This window comes from Nakamurella flava (assembly GCF_005298075.1).
Lineage (GTDB): Bacteria > Actinomycetota > Actinomycetes > Mycobacteriales > Nakamurellaceae > Nakamurella > Nakamurella flava.
On the sequence record NZ_SZZH01000003.1, the window covers coordinates 497,305 to 514,772 of the forward strand.

Consider the following 17,468-nt stretch of genomic DNA (forward strand, 5'->3'; position numbering starts at 1 on the left):
CGTGAACCAGACCCTGTACTCAGCGGTGCAGGCCGCGTACCTGATCGCCGGGGTGCTGTTCGTCCTGTCGTTGGCCGGGCTGTCCCATCAGCGCAGCGCCAAGGCCGGCAACCTGGCCGGCAAGATCGGAATGGGCCTGGCTCTGCTGGCCACCATCGTGCTCTCGCTGCAGCTGTCCGAGCGCAACGCCGCGGTCACCGCGGTGCTGATCCTGGCCGTGCTGCTCATCGGCGCCGTCATCGGCACCGCCTTGTCCCGGCGGGTCGAGATGACGCAGATGCCGGAGATGATCGCGATCCTGCACAGCTTCGTCGGCCTGGCCGCCGTGCTGGTCGGGTTCAACTCCTACCTGACCGAGACCTCCGCGGACGCCGTGCATCTCATCGAGGTGTTCCTCGGGGTGTTCATCGGCGCGGTCACCTTCACCGGCTCGATCATCGCCTACCTGAAGCTGTCGGCGAAGATGAAGTCCGCCCCGCTGACCCTGCCGGCCCGCAACCTCATCAACCTCGCCATCGTGGTCGTCTGTCTGCTGCTGCTCGTCTGGTTCCTGGCCGCTCCCAGCCTGATCCCGCTGCTGTTGATGACCGTCCTCGCGCTGGCCCTGGGCCTGCACCTCATCGCCGCCATCGGCGGCGGCGACATGCCCGTTGTCGTGTCGATGCTCAACTCGTACTCGGGGTGGGCGGCCGCGGCGGCCGGGTTCATGCTCAGCAACAGCCTGCTCATCATCACCGGCGCCCTGGTCGGCTCGTCCGGCGCGATCCTGTCCTACATCATGTGCACCGCGATGAACCGGTCGTTCATCGCGGTCATCCTGGGCGGGTTCGGGACAGAGGCCGCCTCCGGCGGCTCCAGCGACGCGGACCTGGGGGAATACCACGAGACGACGGCCGGCGCGTTGGCCGAGCTGCTCGAGGAGTCCAACGACATCGTCATCGCCCCCGGTTACGGCATGGCCGTGGCCAAGGCCCAGGGGCAGGTGGCCGAGCTGACCGCCAAGCTGCGGGCGCACGGCAAGCAGGTCCGGTTCGCGGTGCACCCGGTGGCCGGTCGGTTGCCCGGGCACATGAACGTGCTGCTGGCCGAGGCCAAGGTGCCGTACGACATCGTGCTCGAGATGGACGAGATCCAGGACGAGCTGCCCGAGGCCGACGTCGTGCTCGTGATCGGGGCCAACGACACCGTCAACCCGGCCGCCGAGGAGGACCCGGGCTCGCCGATCGCCGGGATGCCCGTGCTGCAGGTGTGGAAGGCCAAGAACGTGGTGGTGTTCAAGCGGTCCATGGCCACCGGCTACGCCGGCGTCGCCAACCCGCTGTTCTACAAGCCCAACGCGGCCATGCTCTTCGGTGACGCGAAGGACCAGGTCGAGAAGGTCGCCGCCGCCGTCGGGGCGGCCAACGCGGACTTCGCCCACTCCCGCTGATCCGGCGGGGGCCTGTTGCGACCGGCCCGGACGTCAGCCACGGATGGGGCCGACGCCCGGGCCGCGACGCGTGGCGGGTCAGCCGCGGGTGCCCAGGATCTGTCGTGCGTCGTCCTGCAGGGCCACACACAGCCCGGCGTTCGGGCACGACACCAGCACCGGTTCGCCGGGCACGGTGATCGGCGGACCGAACGGATCGGTCCAGGTCGCGCCGTCCCACACCGTGATCGCATCGCTGCGACCCGTCTGCTGACTGAACACCCCGACCGCGACGCAGAACGTCGCGTCGGTGCACGCGACCGAGGTCGGTGACTGGGGCTGCTCGAACTGGGTGCGGGCGCCCTGCCGATAGACGGCCAGCCCGGAACCGCCGCTGCCGACCACCGCGCAGAACCCGTCCACCGGGCAGGACACCGCGGTCGTGTCCGAGTTCGGCAGCACGTCCGGACCGCCCCAGCCCGACCCGGTCCAGAACCACGACCGGGTCCCCACCGCCCCGCAGAACAGATCCGACGCGCAGGACACCTCGGTCACTTCGGGCTGCTCGTCGCCGTCCCCGGTGAAGACAGGCGACCGCGCCGTCCACGAGGCCCCGGTCCACACCCAGTCCCGGCCGTCGGCGGCGACGAGGACGCAGGTCGACGCGCCGTGGCAGCTGACGTCGGTCAGGAAGTCGGCCGTGGGTGGGGTGACCGCGCGCCACGCCGACCCGTCGAACACCGACACGGCGGTGCCGCCGACAGCCATGCAGAACGTGGGCGATGTGCAGGAGAGCCCGTCCCGACCGGTCGGCGGCGGGGATCCTGCACCGGCCGTCCAGGTGGCGCCGGTCCGAACCGCCCACCCGGTGGTCCCGACGGCCAGGCAGAAGGACCCGGCCCCCGGGGTGCTCGGCGGACAGGACAGGGCGACGGCCTGGCCGAGGCCGCCGACGGTGTCAGTGGGTCCGGTCCATCGCAGATCGGTGGACTCGGCGGGACGGGTGACGTAGCCGAGCACGTCGACGACGACGTGCTGCACGCTGCTCGTCGGGTTCTCGAGTCGCGCCTGGCCGTTGCCGTCGAGGGCGACGAGCGCGGTACCGGTCCGGCTGCCGCGGGCCGGGAAGTTCACCGCCACCCCGGCCGGCGCCGGAACGGTCGACGGGGCCAGCCGCAGATATCCGTCGCGGGTCGGGTCGACCGCGGTGACCTGCACGACCACCGCGGCCACATCCTGAACCGGCACCCCGCCACGGCCGGTGAGGGTCAGATCGAGGCCGCCGGGGCCGAGCGGGCCGGAGCGTCCGGCCAGGCCCAGGCCCGACCGGGTGTCGATGATGCGAGTGGCCGGCAGGACTGCGAGGCCGCCTGCGACCGCCGCCCCCGAGGGCAGCCAGCCGACCACGTCGACCCGGAGACCGATCCGACCGCTCGACCGGTTGTCCAGTACGACCGAACCGTCGGCGGCCAGCGGGACGAGAGCCGGACCGGTGATGTCCACGCCGGCCGAGAAGTTGAGCGCTGCCGGTGGCGAGGCTCCGGCGGCCCGGTCGGTCGGGCGGGCGGTCAGCCAGCCTGCGACCCTGCTGTCGGTGACACTCACCGACAGCAGGGCAGCTCGGGCGCCGGCCGGGACGCCGCCGCGTCCGGCGACGGGGACGACGAGGGAGGCGCCGGCGGCGACCGGTGTCGCCGTCAGCTCGCTCGGGGAAACCGGGACGTAGCCGCCGGCTTCGGGCGACGTCGCCGAGGACGTCCAGCCGGTGACGTCGACGACCAGCGGAACGGCCACCGCGGCGTCGTTCCGCACTGTGACCGAACCGGCCTGCGGGCCGGTACGGGCCACGGGCACCCACACCTGCGTGCTGACGGTACGGCCGGCGGTGAAGTGGACGAGGGGCGTGGTGGCCTGCTGATCGGCGGCGAAGACGTGGAGCGCGCCGGCGGCCGACGGGGTCGGGACGGTGACCGTCAGGATGACCACCCCGGCACCTTCGGCGGGCACGTCGGCCCGGCCGGCGATCGGCAGGACGAGGGACGCGCCCGCCGGAAGCGGGCCGCGGCGGCCGAGCCCGGCGCGGGTGTCGACCACCCGCGTCGGCCCGACGGCCGCCACCAGGGGAGTCGGATCGGACTGTGCGGCACTCGAGACGACCGGAGCGGGCTCGGTGGCGCCGGCCGAGGGGGCGCTGGTCATCGCCAGGCCGATGACCAGCGCCAGCATCCCGGCGATCGCGGGGCGCGCACACACGCATCTCCTCCTGCGTGGCCGCCGGTGCGATTCAGCCTTTTCGTCCATGACGCGCCCCCCGTGTCGCCGTGCCGGAATTCAATCAGCGAACTCGGACTCTGTAGATCCCGCCAGATGGGTGAGTTCGTCGGTCGACCGGGCTGAAACGGCCGACGCCCCGACGAGAGAACTCGTCGGGGCGCGGGTACGGGACAGGTCGGGCGTGGACTACCGCCGGCCGATGACCTGCTGGCCATCACGCTGCAGGGCCACACACAGCTGCCGGGTGGGGCACGAGACGACCGCCGGCGACCCGGTCACCGTGGGCGGGAACGCCGGGTTGGTCCACGTGCTGCCGTCCCACATCGCGAGTTCGCTCCCGTCGGCCACGCCGACGCAGAAGGTGGCGTCCGGGCAGGACACCGACTGCACCGGAGAGGACCACAGCACGTCGTCCTGCTGGTAGGCGCCCCCGCGGTACGTGACCATCGCGCCGATGTCGGCGGACGCCGCCGCACAGAAGGTGGTGGTCGCGCAGTCGACGGAGGTCGCGTTGCCGTAGGGCACCAGAGGCGCCTCGGACCAGGCATTGCCGTTCCACAGCCAGCCAGCGGGGGAGCCGCTGCCGACGGCCGCGCAGAACGACGGGCCGGTGCAGGACAGCGACCGGGCGTACGGCGCGGTCGGGTCGTCCGTGCCGACGGCGGTGAAGACGGTGGGCAGGGCGGTGAACGCCGTGCCGTTCCAGCTCCAGGCCCGGCCGGTCACCCCGGCGACGACCACACAGGCGTCGGCTGCCCAGCAGCTCACGTCGCTGAGGAAGTCCGGGGTGGGTGCGGTGAGGGCCGTCCAGCCGCTTCCGGTGAACTGCCGGATCCCGTTGGTGCCGAAGGTCGCCAGGCAGGAGGTGGCCGATCCGCAGCTGACTCCCGTGCTGAAGGTCGGCTGCGCCGCCCCGGTGACGGCGGACCAGGTGCTGCCGGAGAACGTGGCCGACCGGCCCTGGGTGTCCAGGGCGAGACACGACGTGGCCGACGCGCAGTCCAAGGCAACGACCCCGCTCAGCCCCGAACTGGTGGCCGTCGCCGCGGACCACTTCATGGCCGGTTCGGTGGTGGCTGCGGCGACGTAGCCGAGTGCGTCCACGGCCACGTCCACGGCCGCCGAGCCTCCGGGGTTGGCGATGACCACGGTGCCGTTGCTGTTCACCGGCACCAGGACCGAGGCGCTGCGGGTCTGGTTCGCCCCGAACTTGACCGCGATGCCGGCCGGTCCGGCGCTGAAGTCCTGGGTGGCCAGCAGGTTCCCGGCGCCCCGCGGGTTGATGGCGACGACCTGCAGCAGGACGGCACTCACCCCGGTGGCGGGGATGCCACCCACCCCGGCCACCTTGAGGGTGATGCCGTTGGACGGAGCCAGGGGGCCACGCGGGACGGGCCAGCGCAGGCCGTTGCGGGAATCGACGATGCGCGTCGCGGGGACGGCGACGAGGCTGCCGGCCGTGGCCGAGCCGCTGCGGACGTAGCCGAGAACGTCGACCTGCAGCGTGATGCCGGCTCCGCCCCGGTTGTAGACGGTCAGCGCCCCGGCGGCGGACAGCGGCACCAGCAGTTGGCCGCTGCTGGAAGCGCCGGTCGACCAGTTCAGCTGCGAACTCGGGGAGACGACGGGCGGGGACCCGGCCGGGCGTGCGGTGAGCCAGCCGCCGGCGCTCGGGTCGATCACGGTGACCTGCACCAACGCGGCGGCGGCGCCGGAGGGGACACCGGCCTTCCCGGTCACCGGCACGTCGACCGACGCGCCGGGGGCCACCGGGCCGCGGGTGCCGAGACCGAGCTTGGAGTCCAGGAGACGGGCCGGCGCGACCGGCACGAAGCTGCCCGGACCGTCCCCCGTGCCGGCGTACCCGACGGAATCGGCCAGCAGGGCGATGGGCGCGGTGGAGTCGTTCCGGAGTGTGATCGAGCCGTCGGCGCCGACCGGGACCCAGATCTGGGTCGTGACGCCGGTGCCGGCGGTGAACCGCAGCGACGGAATCGTGGCGGCCGTGGCGCCGGACGCGGAGGCGGTGACGGTGCCCGAGGTCGAGGGCCCGGGCACCGTGACGGTCAGGACGACGCTGGTGACGCCGGAGGCCGGGATTCCCCCCAGTCCGACCACCTTGACGGTCACGGAGCGGCCGGCGCCGACCGGCCCCCGGGCGCCGAGACCGGTCCGGGTGTCGAGGATCCGCGCGGCGGCGACGGCGGTCATCGCGTCGGTCGGGGCAGCGGCGACCGTCGCCTCGGGTGTCTGGCTGGTCAACGCGTCGCCCGAAAGGGCGTCGTCGCTCCGCAGCGCCGACCGGTTCTGCTGCTCGGGTGCGGTCGACGGTGCCGAGCTCGGCGGCTCGGCGGGAGTGGTCACCGACTGGCTGGGAGCCGCCGTGGTGGCCCCGGCCGGCGTCGCACCGAGCAGACCGACGACGAGCAGGGCGACGGCCGTCAGGCCGGTGGACCGGACGAGTGACCGTCGTCGGGGTGACCCTGAACGGGTGACCGGTGAAGCGTGCGATTGCCCAGTGAACATGACAGATTTCCCCCCAGAACGACTAGATGCAATTGCATCACTGCTCTGAGTAACGACGCACCAGAGCGGCTGCCGTGTCGACAGGCGCACCCGGTTGGGTCAGGGTTCCGCCCTTCGCGGTCCGACCGCATCGGAGAGAGAGCGACCGCGCCCACGGAGGAGTGGCGCAGCACCTGGACGCCCTAGCGTTCACCAGCCACCGGAATGGACCATTCGGGTGAGAACGACGGTTCCTCCGTTCAGGCGGCCCGCCACAGCGACAGCGAGAACCAGTCCCGGCTGTCGGTCCACCACCCGGCGTCGACGAAACCGGCCGACCGGAGTTCCGCGCGCAGGGTGTCGCGATCGAACTTGGCCGAGATCTCGGTGCGGATGTCCTCGCCCCGGCGCAGTGCGACGGTCAGGTCGAGATCGCGGAAGTGGAGTCGGAGGTCGCGTCGGGCCCGCAGACGCATCTCGATCCATCGTCGGTGCGGATCCCACCGGGCCAGATGGTCGAAGTCGTCCGGGTCCGCGTCGGCGTCGAGGGCCTCGTCCAGGACGCGGAGCACGTTCTTGTTGAAGGCGGCCGTCACGCCGGTCGCGTCGTCGTAGGCCGCCACCAGGATGTCCGGGGCCTTGACGAGGTCCGCTCCCAGCAGCAGGTGTTCACCCGGCCGCAGGACTGCGCGCAGGGCGGTGAGGAAGCTGCCGCGCTCGGTGGGGTCCAGGTTGCCGATGGTGCTGCCGAGGAAGGCGACCACCCGAGGTCCGTCGGCCGGGAGGGCATCGAGCTGACTGGTGAAGTCCGCGCGGACGGCCGTGATGTCGAGATCGGGGTACTCGCTGCTCAAGCCGATGGCGGCGTCCCGCAGGGCGCTCTCGCTGACGTCCACCGAGACGTATCCGGGCCCATCGGCCAGCCCCTCGCCCGACCCCGCCCCGCGCTGGGTCAACCGGTCGAGCAGCAGCCGGGTCTTGGACGAGGAACCGGATCCCAGCTCCAGCAGCACCCGACCGTTCGCCCGGGCCATGATCTCGGCGGCGTGCGCGGACAGGATCTCGGCCTCGCACCGGGTGGGGTAGTACTCCGGGAGGCGGGTGATGTCCTCGAACAGTTCGCTGCCGGTCCGGTCGTAGAACCACCGCGGCGGCAGCCACTTGTCGGCCGCCGTCAGCCCCGACTCGACGTCGCGGCGGAGCAGGTCGTCGCTGAAGTCGGCGGGCAGGTGGTCGACGTAGCGCCAGCCCTGCGTCGGGGCGGTGGTACCGGGTGACGCGGTCCTCGTCGACCGGTCGGCCTGTGTCGTCATGACTCTCCTCGGTGAGTGTGCCGGCGACGTGCGGAAGGGAACGCCGGTGCGGACGGGGGGCCCGGTTCGGCGTTACGCCAGTGCCCGCACGTCGACGCCGTCGACGGTGGCCGTCAGCAGGCTCCCGTCGGGGACGTCGGACCAGCCGGGCCCGTCGTCGAAGGGTTCGGAGGCGACGACGACACCGTGGTCGTCAGCGCGCCAGCTCAGGCTGGCACCGACGGCGGACGCGACGATGCGGTGCCCGTCGGTGAGCAGCAGGTTGACCGTCCCGCCCCCGGCCTCGGCCACCACCCCGACGATCTCCTGCACCGCCGCGTCCGGGGCTTTGCCCGAGCGCAACAGCTCCCGCAGCCGCACCCACAGCAGGGCAGAGTCGGTCGCGGCGTCCGCGGTGGCCACCGACCCGGGATCGAGGCCCCAGGCCAGTCGGGACGCGACCTGCGGCCAGCCGGAGACGGCGCCGTTGTGGCTGAACAACCAGGTGCCGTCGCGGAAGGGGGCGGCGGCGCCGATGCCCGGCGCCATGCCCGGAGTGGCCGAGCGGACCGCGGCGAGGACCGCACTGGTCCGGACCACCCGGGCCAGATCGACGAAGGTCTCGTCCGCCCAGATGGGACCGGCCGCCCGGTGCCGGGCCGGGACGGGGTCGCCTTCCACGTACCACCCGACCCCGAAGCCGTCGGCGTTCACCACCCCACTGGTCTGCCGGCGGGGCGCCCAGGACTGCCGGTACAACGAGTGCGGTGGCCCGACCAGCAGGTCGGCCAGGCCGATGGGGGCGCCGAGGTAGGCCAGGTGGCGGCACACGGTCAGTCCTGGCCCGGAGCGGCGTCCCGGGCGGTCCGGAAACCGGCGAAGATCTGCCGACGGATGGGGTAGTCCCAGTTGCGGAAGGTCGTGCGACAGGCCACCTCGTCGGAGGCGAAGGATCCGCCGCGCAACACCTTGTACTCCGGCCCGAAGAAGACCTCGGAGTACTCGCGGTACGGCCAGGCCACGAAACCCGGGTACGGGGTGAAGTCGCTGGCGGTCCACTCCCAGACGTCCCCGATGAGCTGCTGCACGCCGGTGGGGGCCGCGCCGGCGGGGTAGGCGCCGATCGGGGCGGGTTGCAGATGGGCCTGCCCGAGGTTGGCCCGCTCCGGCGTGGGTTCGTCGTCGCCCCACGGGAAGGCCCGGTCGCGACCGGTGGCCGGGTCGTGGCGGGCCGCGTACTCCCACTCCGGCTCGGTGGGCAGGCGGCGGCCGGCCCACCGAGCGAAGGCGTCGGCCTCGTGGAAGCTGACGTGCACGACGGGCTCGTCGACCGGCACCGGTTCGACCCGGCCGAAGCGCCGCCGCAGCCATTGGTCACCGTCACGCCGCCAGAACAGCGGGGCGGACAGATTGCTCTCCTGCCGGTGCTGCCACCCCGCGGCCGACCACCAGCGGGGGTCGTCGTAGCCGCCGTCGCCGATGAAGTCGAGGTAGCGACCGTTGGACACCGGGTGGGTGTCCAGCCAGAAGGTCGGGACCGTCGTCTCGTGGGCGGGGCGTTCGTTGTCCAGCGACCACGGATGGGTCGAAGTGCCCATCCGGAACGTGCCGCCGGGCACGAGCACCTCGCCGGTGCGCACGGGGCCGGCCGGGCGGGGCGGCGGCGGTGCGTCGAGGACGGGTTCGCCCCGTCGGAGCTGATGGGTGGCCAGCATGGTCTCGCCGTGCTGCTGCTCGTGCTGGGCGATCATGCCGAACACGAAACCGTCCTGGGTCAGCCGGGTGTCGTTCAACGGGGTGCGTTCGAGCAGATCGATGACCCGCTCACGCACCTGGACGACGTACTGCCGGGACTGGGTCGGATCCAGCAGGGGCAGCGACGGGCGGTCACAGCGGGCGTGCTGGAACGCGTCGTAGAGCTGATCGACGGTCTCGGGCAGGATCGGGTCGCGTCCGCCGACGTCGCGGAGCAGCCACAGCTCCTCCTGGTTGCCGATGTGCGCCAGGTCCCAGACCAGCGGCGACATCAGCGGCGAGTGCTGACGCACCAAATCGCTGTCGTCGACGGTGGCGGTGAGGGCCTGGGTGCGGGCACGGGCACGCTCGAGGGTGCCGACGATGTGACGCTTGAGCTCGTCCTGCTCGCGCCGGTCGCCGGTGGCGGTGACGGGAGGCGTCGGACGGCTGGGGACTGGGGACGCCGGGATGGTCGTCACGGGCGGGCTCCGTTCGGGTGGCTGGCGCGTGGGCGGTCGGGCTCCGCGAAAGGCGGTGCGGCAGTGGCGGTGTCATCGGCGGGGCAGCGTCCGCGCGCTGTCCAGCGGGTGCGGTAGTCGTCCACCAGCCGGGCCAGGGACCGGGTGCCCGGTTCGTGGTCGAGGGCGGTCGCGGCGATGGCCAGCAGCCGGTCGGCGGCCGTGCGCAGCTCCGGATCGGTGAGTCCGAGCCGTCCGGCCCGGGCCCAGTGATGGACGGTCGCGCAGCAGACGTCCAGGGCCTCGTCGGCGGCCCGGGCGTCGCCGAGAAGTGCGGCGAGCACCGCGATCGGCACCGGCCACCAGTCTCCGGGGGGAACGTCCAGGTAGCGCACCTCGAGGTGACCGCGCGGCCGTACCGGCGGGAAGACGGTGGTCAGGTGGTAGGCCAGGTCGTCCAGGTCCGGCGGGGGACGGTCGCCGATGGCGGCGGTCCCGCACCGCATCCAGTCCCGGAAGGTCAGCCCGGCGGGGGCGCCCCAGTCCGGGCCCGGCCGCTGCACGACCATGAGCGGTGCGTCGAGGACCTGCTCGGCCCACCAGTCGCCCAGGTCACGGTCGGTCGGTCGCGGTGGTATCCCGGGTCCGATGCGGTCCCAGATCCACTGGCGCGCACTGCGCCATCCGGTCGAGACGCCGTGCAGGCGTGGGGAATTCGCGACGGCGGCCGACAAGGCCGGGCCGATGGTGTGCAGCAGGTCCCACCGGTCCGCGGCGGAGGCCACCGGAAATCGCCCCGACGGTGAGACCGTCACCGCCGCTTCGACGTTGGCCTGGATGGAGGCGCTCGAGCACATCATCGCCGGACCGGCCACGGCACATCCCGCGGTGCGCGCGTAGTAAGCGGCCATCGCCTCGTAGCGAGGGGTGCGCAGCAGGCGGCGGGGTGCGCGATCCGGATCGGTGGACAGGCTGGTCAGCCGGGCACCGTGGAGAAGGGCGGTGGACCGCAGCACGGCCAGGTCGGCGGCGGTGCGGGCGATGGCGGTGGGCAGGTCGGGGGCGGGCGCGGAACTGAGTTCCAGCTGGCCGCCGGGCTCGACGGTGATACGGCCGGAGAATTCGCGGGCGGCCAGATCGTCCAGCAGGGCGGGATAGCGGTCTTCGGGGAGATGGTCACCCGGGCGGCAGGCGGGGCTGCCGTCGGCCGACGACACCAGCTGCTCGATCTCGATACCGAGGTGGTCCGGCGGGCCGTTCTTGAAACAGGTCCGGGGTATCCAAGCGGCGGCCGCCGCTTCGGACAGTGGCCCTTCGAGAAGCCCGAGTCCAGCCTCCGACCGCATCCAGGTCTCCTCCGAGTCCGCTGTCAGGCGTCGGCCGGGGCCGACGAGCTATGGAGTACCCACTGTGCACCCCGTCACCGACAGCGGGTTTCGTCGGGGGTCCGCCCTTCGTGTGCGCAGGTCGCTCAGTCCGCGTCGGCCGGCTGCCGGGATTGGCCCCCGCGGTGCCCGGGCACGATGGGCCAGTGGGATTCGTACTCGGTTTCGGCGGGTTGCTGCTGCTCGCCCACCTCTACCTGTACTGGCGGCTGGTGCTGTCGACCGGGACGTCCCGGTCGTGGCGGATCGGCGGCGGGGTCGTGCTGGCCCTGCTCTTCGTCGTTCTGCTCACCGCCTTCGCCACCCAGCGGTCCGGACCATGGCAGCAGGTCACGGCGCTGCACGTGGTCGGCAACCTCTGGGTCGCGATGGTCCTCTACCTGACGCTGACCCTGCTCCTGGCCGAGCTCGTGCGCGGGGTGCTGCTGATCGTGCGCCGGTCCCGCGGGCGCGACGCCCCGCCGCCGCGGCCTCGCGCCTACGCCCGTGGCGCCGCCGCCACTGCGGTGGTGGTGGCCGCCGGCACCGTCGGCTACGGCGTGACCCAGGCCTTCGCGCCCATCACGGTCGTCCAGGCCACCGTCGCGCTACCCGGTCTGCCCGCCGAGTTCGACGGCTACCGCATCGCCCTGGCCACCGACCTACACCTGGGGGCGATCAGCGGGGCGGGACGGACCCGGGAGGTGGTCGACATCATCGCGGCCCAGGACGTCGACGTCGCGACATTCGTCGGCGACCTGGTCGACGGCGTCCCGGAGCAGCTGGCCACGGCCGTCGATCCGATCGGTGAACTGACCGGGCCCGGCGGCCCGCCGGACGGAGTCCTGTTCACGACGGGCAATCACGAGTACTACTCCGACGCCCCCGCCTGGGAGGCCGCTCTGGCCGACCGGGGTCTGACAGTGCTGGCCAACGCCGGGATGCCGGTGACCCGGGGCGACGCCCGGCTCTGGATCGCCGGCATCAACGACTGGACCGGTTCCGACTTCGGTGATCCGGCCGACCTGACCGCGGCCCTGCAGGGTCGGCAAGACGGGGACGTGACCGTACTGATGGCCCATCAGCCGCGTCAGGTCGACATGGCGGCCGCGGCCGGGGTGGACCTCCAGCTGGCCGGACACACCCACGGCGGGCAGATCTGGCCGTTCCACTACGCCGTCCTGGCCCAGCAGGGCTCGTTGGCCGGGCTCAGCCGGGTGGGCGACACCCAGCTCTGGACCAGTCGCGGCGCCGGGTTCTGGGGCCCGCCGGTGCGGGTCGGAGCGCCCAGTGACGTGAGCATCCTGACCCTGACCCCGGCCTGAGCGCGATGTCGGTTCCGACGGGCCCGCGGAGGCTCCCCGGGCGCTAGAATGGTGGGGCAGGGCCTGCTCCGGCAGGTCCTGATGCATGTCCGCGCTGCGTTCCACGCGGCTCGGCGCCCTGCCTGCAGTCCCCGAATTACCCCTCCCAGCGCTGTGGCTCGACCCGCCGACGGATCCGTGTGATCCCCGGGAGTCGGGCCGGCTCCATCGACCACCGTTCCGGCACTCCGTCGGCGCGGCGCCGCCGGTCGACGGGAGCTCAGCCACGGACCGCCGCATTTGCCAGGCCACTGCACCCCGAGTAGCCTGGTCGATCGGCCCGGTCATGCTGGGCGATTGTCGCGTGCGCTCACGCCGGCAGTCGACTCCAGCCGGTCCGTGCAGCTTCGTTCGGTGTCGACGGTGCAGATCGTCGGTGGCTTCCGGGAAACCCGGGGTGAGCGGAGTACGGCCACCCTGGTGAGGGCGCATCGTCGCCCGCACCACCTGGAACACACCGAGAGTTCACGCATCACCCCGGCAAGCGACCGGACCGGTCACACAGCGAAGGAAGAAGTCGCCAGCACATGCCCACAATCCAGCAGTTGGTCCGCAAGGGCCGCACCGACAAGGTCGGCAAGACGAAGACCCCCGCCCTCAAGGGCAGCCCCCAGCGGCGTGGCGTGTGCACCCGCGTCTACACCACGACCCCGAAGAAGCCGAACTCGGCGCTGCGCAAGGTCGCCCGTGTGAAGCTCACCAGCCAGGTCGAGGTCACCGCCTACATCCCCGGTGAGGGCCACAACCTGCAGGAGCACTCCATCGTGCTCGTCCGCGGCGGTCGGGTGAAGGACCTCCCGGGTGTCCGTTACAAGATCATCCGTGGCTCGCTGGACACGCAGGGCGTGAAGAACCGCAAGCAGGCCCGCAGCCGTTACGGCGCGAAGAAGGAGAAGAGCTGACATGCCCCGCAAGGGACCCGCTCCGCGTCGGCCGCTGACCGCCGACCCCGTGTACAACTCGCCGCTGGTCACCCAGCTGGTGAACAAGGTGCTGCTGGACGGCAAGCGCTCCATCGCGCAGTCGATCGTCTACGGCGCGCTCGAGGGCTGCCGCGAGAAGACCGGCGGCGACCCGGTCGTCACGCTCAAGCGTGCGCTGGACAACGTCAAGCCGACCCTCGAGGTCAAGAGCCGGCGAGTCGGTGGCGCCACCTACCAGGTGCCGATCGAGGTCAAGCCCGGCCGTTCCACCACCCTGGCCCTGCGCTGGCTGGTCGGTTACTCCAAGGCCCGTCGCGAGAAGACGATGACCGAGCGTCTGATGAACGAGCTGCTCGACGCGAGCAACGGTCTGGGCGCCTCCGTCAAGCGTCGTGAGGACACCCACAAGATGGCCGAGTCGAACAAGGCCTTCGCGCACTACCGCTGGTAAGAACGCAGTCGCCCGGTCGATCCGTCGACCGGGCGACGCGCCGCAGCGTCCGAACGGAACATCGCACGTCCGTTCGGCGTTGCACCCCGTGTCGGCACCGACACGATCGGCCTTCATGAGAGGCCGGCGGCCGGATCCCGGCACCACTCCCATCTCGGAAAGAGGAACAAGCCACCGTGGCATCCAACGCCCTCGACAAGGTCCGCAACATCGGGATCATGGCGCACATCGATGCGGGCAAGACCACGACGACCGAGCGCATCCTGTTCTACACCGGCATCACGTACAAGATCGGCGAGGTCCACGAGGGCGCCGCGGTCATGGACTGGATGGAGCAGGAGCAGGAGCGGGGGATCACCATCACCTCCGCCGCCACGACGACGTCGTGGAAGGGTCACAAGATCAACATCATCGACACCCCCGGGCACGTCGACTTCACCGTCGAGGTGGAGCGGTCCCTGCGGGTGCTCGACGGCGCGGTCGCGGTGTACGACGGAGTGGCCGGGGTCGAGCCGCAGACCGAACAGGTCTGGCGGCAGGCCGACAAGTACCACGTCCCGCGCATGTGCTTCGTCAACAAGCTCGACCGCACCGGGGCGAACTTCTTCCGTTGCGTCGACATGATGATCGAGCGCCTCGGGGCCACCCCGGCGGTGCTGCAGATCCCGATCGGGGCCGAGGCCGACTTCATCGGCGTCGTCGACCTGCTGCAGATGCGGGCCCTCACCTGGCGCGGCGAGACCGTCAAGGGTGAGGACTACGCGGTTGAAGAGATCCCCGCGGAGCTGGCCGAGCAGGCTGCCGAGTGGCGCGAGAAGCTCCTCGAGACCATCGCCGATGCCGATGACGACGTCATGGAGCTGTACCTGGCCGGCGAGGAGATCCCGCTGGACCTGCTCAACGCCGCCATCCGCCGGGCGACCATCGCCGGCAAGGTCAACCCGGTCGTCACCGGTTCCGCGTTCAAGAACAAGGGCGTCCAGCCCATGCTCGACGCGGTCGTGAACTACCTGCCGTCCCCGCTCGACGTCCCGTCGATCGAGGGCACCCTGCAGGACGGCGAGACCGTCGTCGTGCGCAAGCCCGATGCCTCCGAGCCGTTCTCCGGCCTAGCGTTCAAGGTCGCCACCGACCCGCACCTGGGCAAGCTGACCTTCGTCCGCGTCTACTCCGGGACCTTGCAGTCCGGCACCCAGGTGCTGAACGCGACCAAGGACCGCAAGGAGCGGATCGGCAAGATCTACCAGATGCACGCGAACAAGCGTGAGGAGCTGAGCAGCGTGGCTGCCGGCGACATCTGCGCGGTCATGGGTCTGAAGCAGACCACCACCGGTGAGACGCTGGCCGACCCGGCGAACCCGATCGTGCTGGAGTCGATGAGCTTCCCGGAGCCCGTCATCTCGGTCGCGATCGAGCCGAAGACCAAGAGCGACCAGGAGAAGCTGGGCACGGCCATCCAGAAGCTGGCCGAGGAGGACCCGACCTTCCGCGTCAAGAACGACGAGGAGACCGGTCAGACGGTCATCTCCGGCATGGGCGAGCTCCACCTGGACATCCTGGTCGACCGCATGCGTCGCGAGTTCAACGTCGAGGCCAACATCGGCAAGCCGCAGGTCGCGTACCGCGAGACCATCCGCGGGACCGTCGAGAAGTACGGCTACACCCACAAGAAGCAGACGGGTGGATCCGGACAGTTCGCGAAGATCCTCATCACGGTCGAGCCGCTGGACATGGCCGAGTCCGAGGGTGCGACGTACGAGTTCGTCAACGCGGTGACCGGTGGTCGTATCCCCAAGGAGTACATCCCCTCGGTGGACGCCGGCGCCCAGGACTCGCTGCAGTACGGCGTGCTGGCCGGTTACCCGATGCTCGGGGTCAAGCTGACCCTGATCGACGGTGCCTACCACGAGGTCGACTCCTCCGAAATGGCGTTCAAGATCGCTGGTTCGATCGCCATGAAGGAAGCCGCGCGGATGGCCAAGCCGGTTCTGCTCGAGCCGATGATGAACGTCGAGGTCGTGACGCCCGAGGACAACATGGGCGACGTGATCGGCGACCTGAACTCCCGTCGCGGCCAGATCCAGGGCATGACCGAGCGCTCCGGCGCCCGCGTCGTCACCGCCCTGGTCCCGCTGTCGGAGATGTTCGGCTACGTCGGTGACCTGCGGTCCAAGACCGCCGGGCGCGCCTCGTACTCGATGGTCTTCGACTCCTACGCGGAGGTCCCGGCCGGTGTGGCCAAGGAGATCATCGCGAAGGCCACGGGCGAGTAATCCCTCTCGGGGTACGGGGGTCGATGCGGCCCCCGTACCCTGCACAGTCGGGACGGTGCGTCACAGCATCGTCACGGGTCCGGGCCATACGGTTCGGTCCAGATCCATCCACCACGCCTGACGTCTCTGCTCAACGGAGTCGCGTGGCGCAACGGAATCAGTCCTGAGGAGGACACAGCAGTGGCGAAGGCGAAGTTCGACCGGAGCAAGCCGCACGTCAACATCGGCACCATCGGTCACGTTGACCATGGCAAGACGACGCTGACCGCGGCCATCTCCAAGGTCTTGGCCGACAAGTACCCGGACGTCAACAAGGCTGCCGCGTTCGACGAGATCGACAAGGCGCCGGAAGAGCGCCAGCGCGGTATCACCATCAACATCTCGCACCAGGAGTACCAGACCGACAAGCGGCACTACGCCCACGTCGACGCTCCCGGTCACGCCGACTACATCAAGAACATGATCACCGGCGCGGCGCAGATGGACGGCGCGATCCTGGTCGTGGCGGCCACCGACGGCCCGATGCCGCAGACCAAGGAGCACGTGCTCCTTGCCCGCCAGGTCGGCGTCCCCTACATCCTGGTCGCCCTGAACAAGGCCGACATGGTCGACGACGAAGAGATCCTGGAGCTCGTCGAGCTCGAGGTCCGCGAGCTGCTGGCCAGCCAGGACTTCGACGAGGACGCCCCCGTCGTGCGTACCTCCGGCCTGAAGGCCCTCGAGGGTGACCCGGAGTGGGTCAAGACCGTCGAGGAGCTCATGGACGCGGTCGACGCCTCCATCCCGGATCCGCAGCGGGACACCGACAAGCCGTTCCTGATGCCGATCGAGGACGTCTTCACGATCACCGGTCGTGGCACCGTCGTCACCGGCAAGATCGAGCGCGGCACGCTGAACATCAACGAGACCGTCGAGATCGTCGGCATCAAGCCGAAGTCGTTCCAGACCACGGTCACGGGCATCGAGATGTTCCGCAAGCTGCTCGACTCGGCTCAGGCGGGCGATAACGCCGGTCTGCTGCTGCGTGGCACCAAGCGCGACGAGGTCGAGCGTGGCCAGGTCGTCGTCAAGCCGGGCTCGATCACCCCGCACACGGAGTTCGAGGCGCAGGTCTACATCCTGGGCAAGGACGAGGGTGGCCGTCACACCCCGTTCTTCAACAACTACCGCCCGCAGTTCTTCTTCCGTACCACGGACGTCACCGGCGTCGTCTCGCTGCCCGAGGGCACCGAGATGGTCATGCCGGGCGACACCACCGAGATGACCGTTCAGCTGATCCAGCCGATCGCCATCGAGGAGGGCCTCCGGTTCGCCATCCGTGAGGGTGGCCGCACCGTGGGTGCCGGTTCCGTCATCAAGATCATCAAGTAATTGCTGATCTGAGCTGTCCCGAAGAGGCCCGTCACGCACTGCGTGGCG

General features: G+C 70.9%; 12 protein-coding genes. 6 read left to right on the plus strand and 6 right to left on the minus strand.

Translation table 11 applies throughout. From position 1 onward, the window contains the following. Position 1 precedes the first annotated feature (1 nt). Positions 2-1,429, plus strand: coding sequence for a Re/Si-specific NAD(P)(+) transhydrogenase subunit beta (gene pntB, locus FDO65_RS14045; RefSeq protein ID WP_137450304.1), 1,428 nt, complete (start codon positions 2-4; stop codon positions 1,427-1,429). A 78-nt stretch (positions 1,430-1,507) separates the two neighbouring features. Here the strand turns inward: pntB and FDO65_RS14050 are convergent, their stop codons facing one another. The 6 genes from FDO65_RS14050 to FDO65_RS14075 form a co-directional block, all read right to left on the minus strand. After that, positions 1,508-3,661: a hypothetical protein gene (locus FDO65_RS14050; protein ID WP_137450305.1), complete on the minus strand. Its 2,154-nt coding sequence runs from the start codon at positions 3,659-3,661 to the stop codon at positions 1,508-1,510. Between the two features lie 207 nt (positions 3,662-3,868). Then, a complete protein-coding gene (locus FDO65_RS14055; protein ID WP_137450306.1) occupies positions 3,869-6,208 on the minus strand; it encodes a hypothetical protein in 2,340 nt (779 codons plus the stop codon). A 239-nt stretch (positions 6,209-6,447) separates the two neighbouring features. Then, on the minus strand, positions 6,448-7,500 hold the full coding sequence (egtD, locus tag FDO65_RS14060; protein WP_137450307.1) for an L-histidine N(alpha)-methyltransferase: 1,053 nt from the start codon (positions 7,498-7,500) through the stop codon (positions 6,448-6,450). Between the two features lie 72 nt (positions 7,501-7,572). Next, entirely contained in the window at positions 7,573-8,310 is a 738-nt protein-coding gene (egtC, locus tag FDO65_RS14065) for an ergothioneine biosynthesis protein EgtC (protein ID WP_137450308.1), read from the minus strand. Positions 8,311-8,312: 2 nt separating this feature from the next. Next, positions 8,313-9,695, minus strand: a complete 1,383-nt coding sequence (gene egtB, locus FDO65_RS14070; RefSeq protein ID WP_240757618.1) for an ergothioneine biosynthesis protein EgtB — start codon at positions 9,693-9,695, stop codon at positions 8,313-8,315. Continuing rightward, positions 9,692-11,020, minus strand: coding sequence for a glutamate-cysteine ligase family protein (locus FDO65_RS14075; RefSeq protein WP_137450309.1), 1,329 nt, complete (start codon positions 11,018-11,020; stop codon positions 9,692-9,694). The genes egtB and FDO65_RS14075 overlap by 4 nt, the downstream gene beginning before the upstream one ends. Before the next feature lie 185 nt (positions 11,021-11,205). Between FDO65_RS14075 and FDO65_RS14080 the strand changes: the two genes are divergently transcribed. The 5 genes from FDO65_RS14080 to tuf all read left to right on the plus strand — a co-directional run bounded on the left by FDO65_RS14080 (position 11,206) and on the right by tuf (position 17,420). Next, complete coding sequence (locus FDO65_RS14080; RefSeq protein ID WP_166442190.1) at positions 11,206-12,363, plus strand: metallophosphoesterase; 1,158 nt, start codon at positions 11,206-11,208, stop codon at positions 12,361-12,363. Between the two features lie 566 nt (positions 12,364-12,929). Continuing rightward, positions 12,930-13,304 (plus strand): 30S ribosomal protein S12, encoded by a 375-nt coding sequence (gene rpsL / locus FDO65_RS14085; protein WP_137450311.1) that lies wholly within the window; start codon positions 12,930-12,932, stop codon positions 13,302-13,304. Between the two features lies 1 nt (position 13,305). Then, positions 13,306-13,776: a 30S ribosomal protein S7 gene (gene rpsG / locus FDO65_RS14090; RefSeq protein ID WP_137450312.1), complete on the plus strand. Its 471-nt coding sequence runs from the start codon at positions 13,306-13,308 to the stop codon at positions 13,774-13,776. Between the two features lie 176 nt (positions 13,777-13,952). Beyond that, complete coding sequence (gene fusA, locus FDO65_RS14095) at positions 13,953-16,049, plus strand: elongation factor G (protein WP_137450313.1); 2,097 nt, start codon at positions 13,953-13,955, stop codon at positions 16,047-16,049. A 180-nt stretch (positions 16,050-16,229) separates the two neighbouring features. Then, positions 16,230-17,420: an elongation factor Tu gene (tuf, locus tag FDO65_RS14100; protein WP_137450314.1), complete on the plus strand. Its 1,191-nt coding sequence runs from the start codon at positions 16,230-16,232 to the stop codon at positions 17,418-17,420. Positions 17,421-17,468 lie beyond the last annotated feature (48 nt).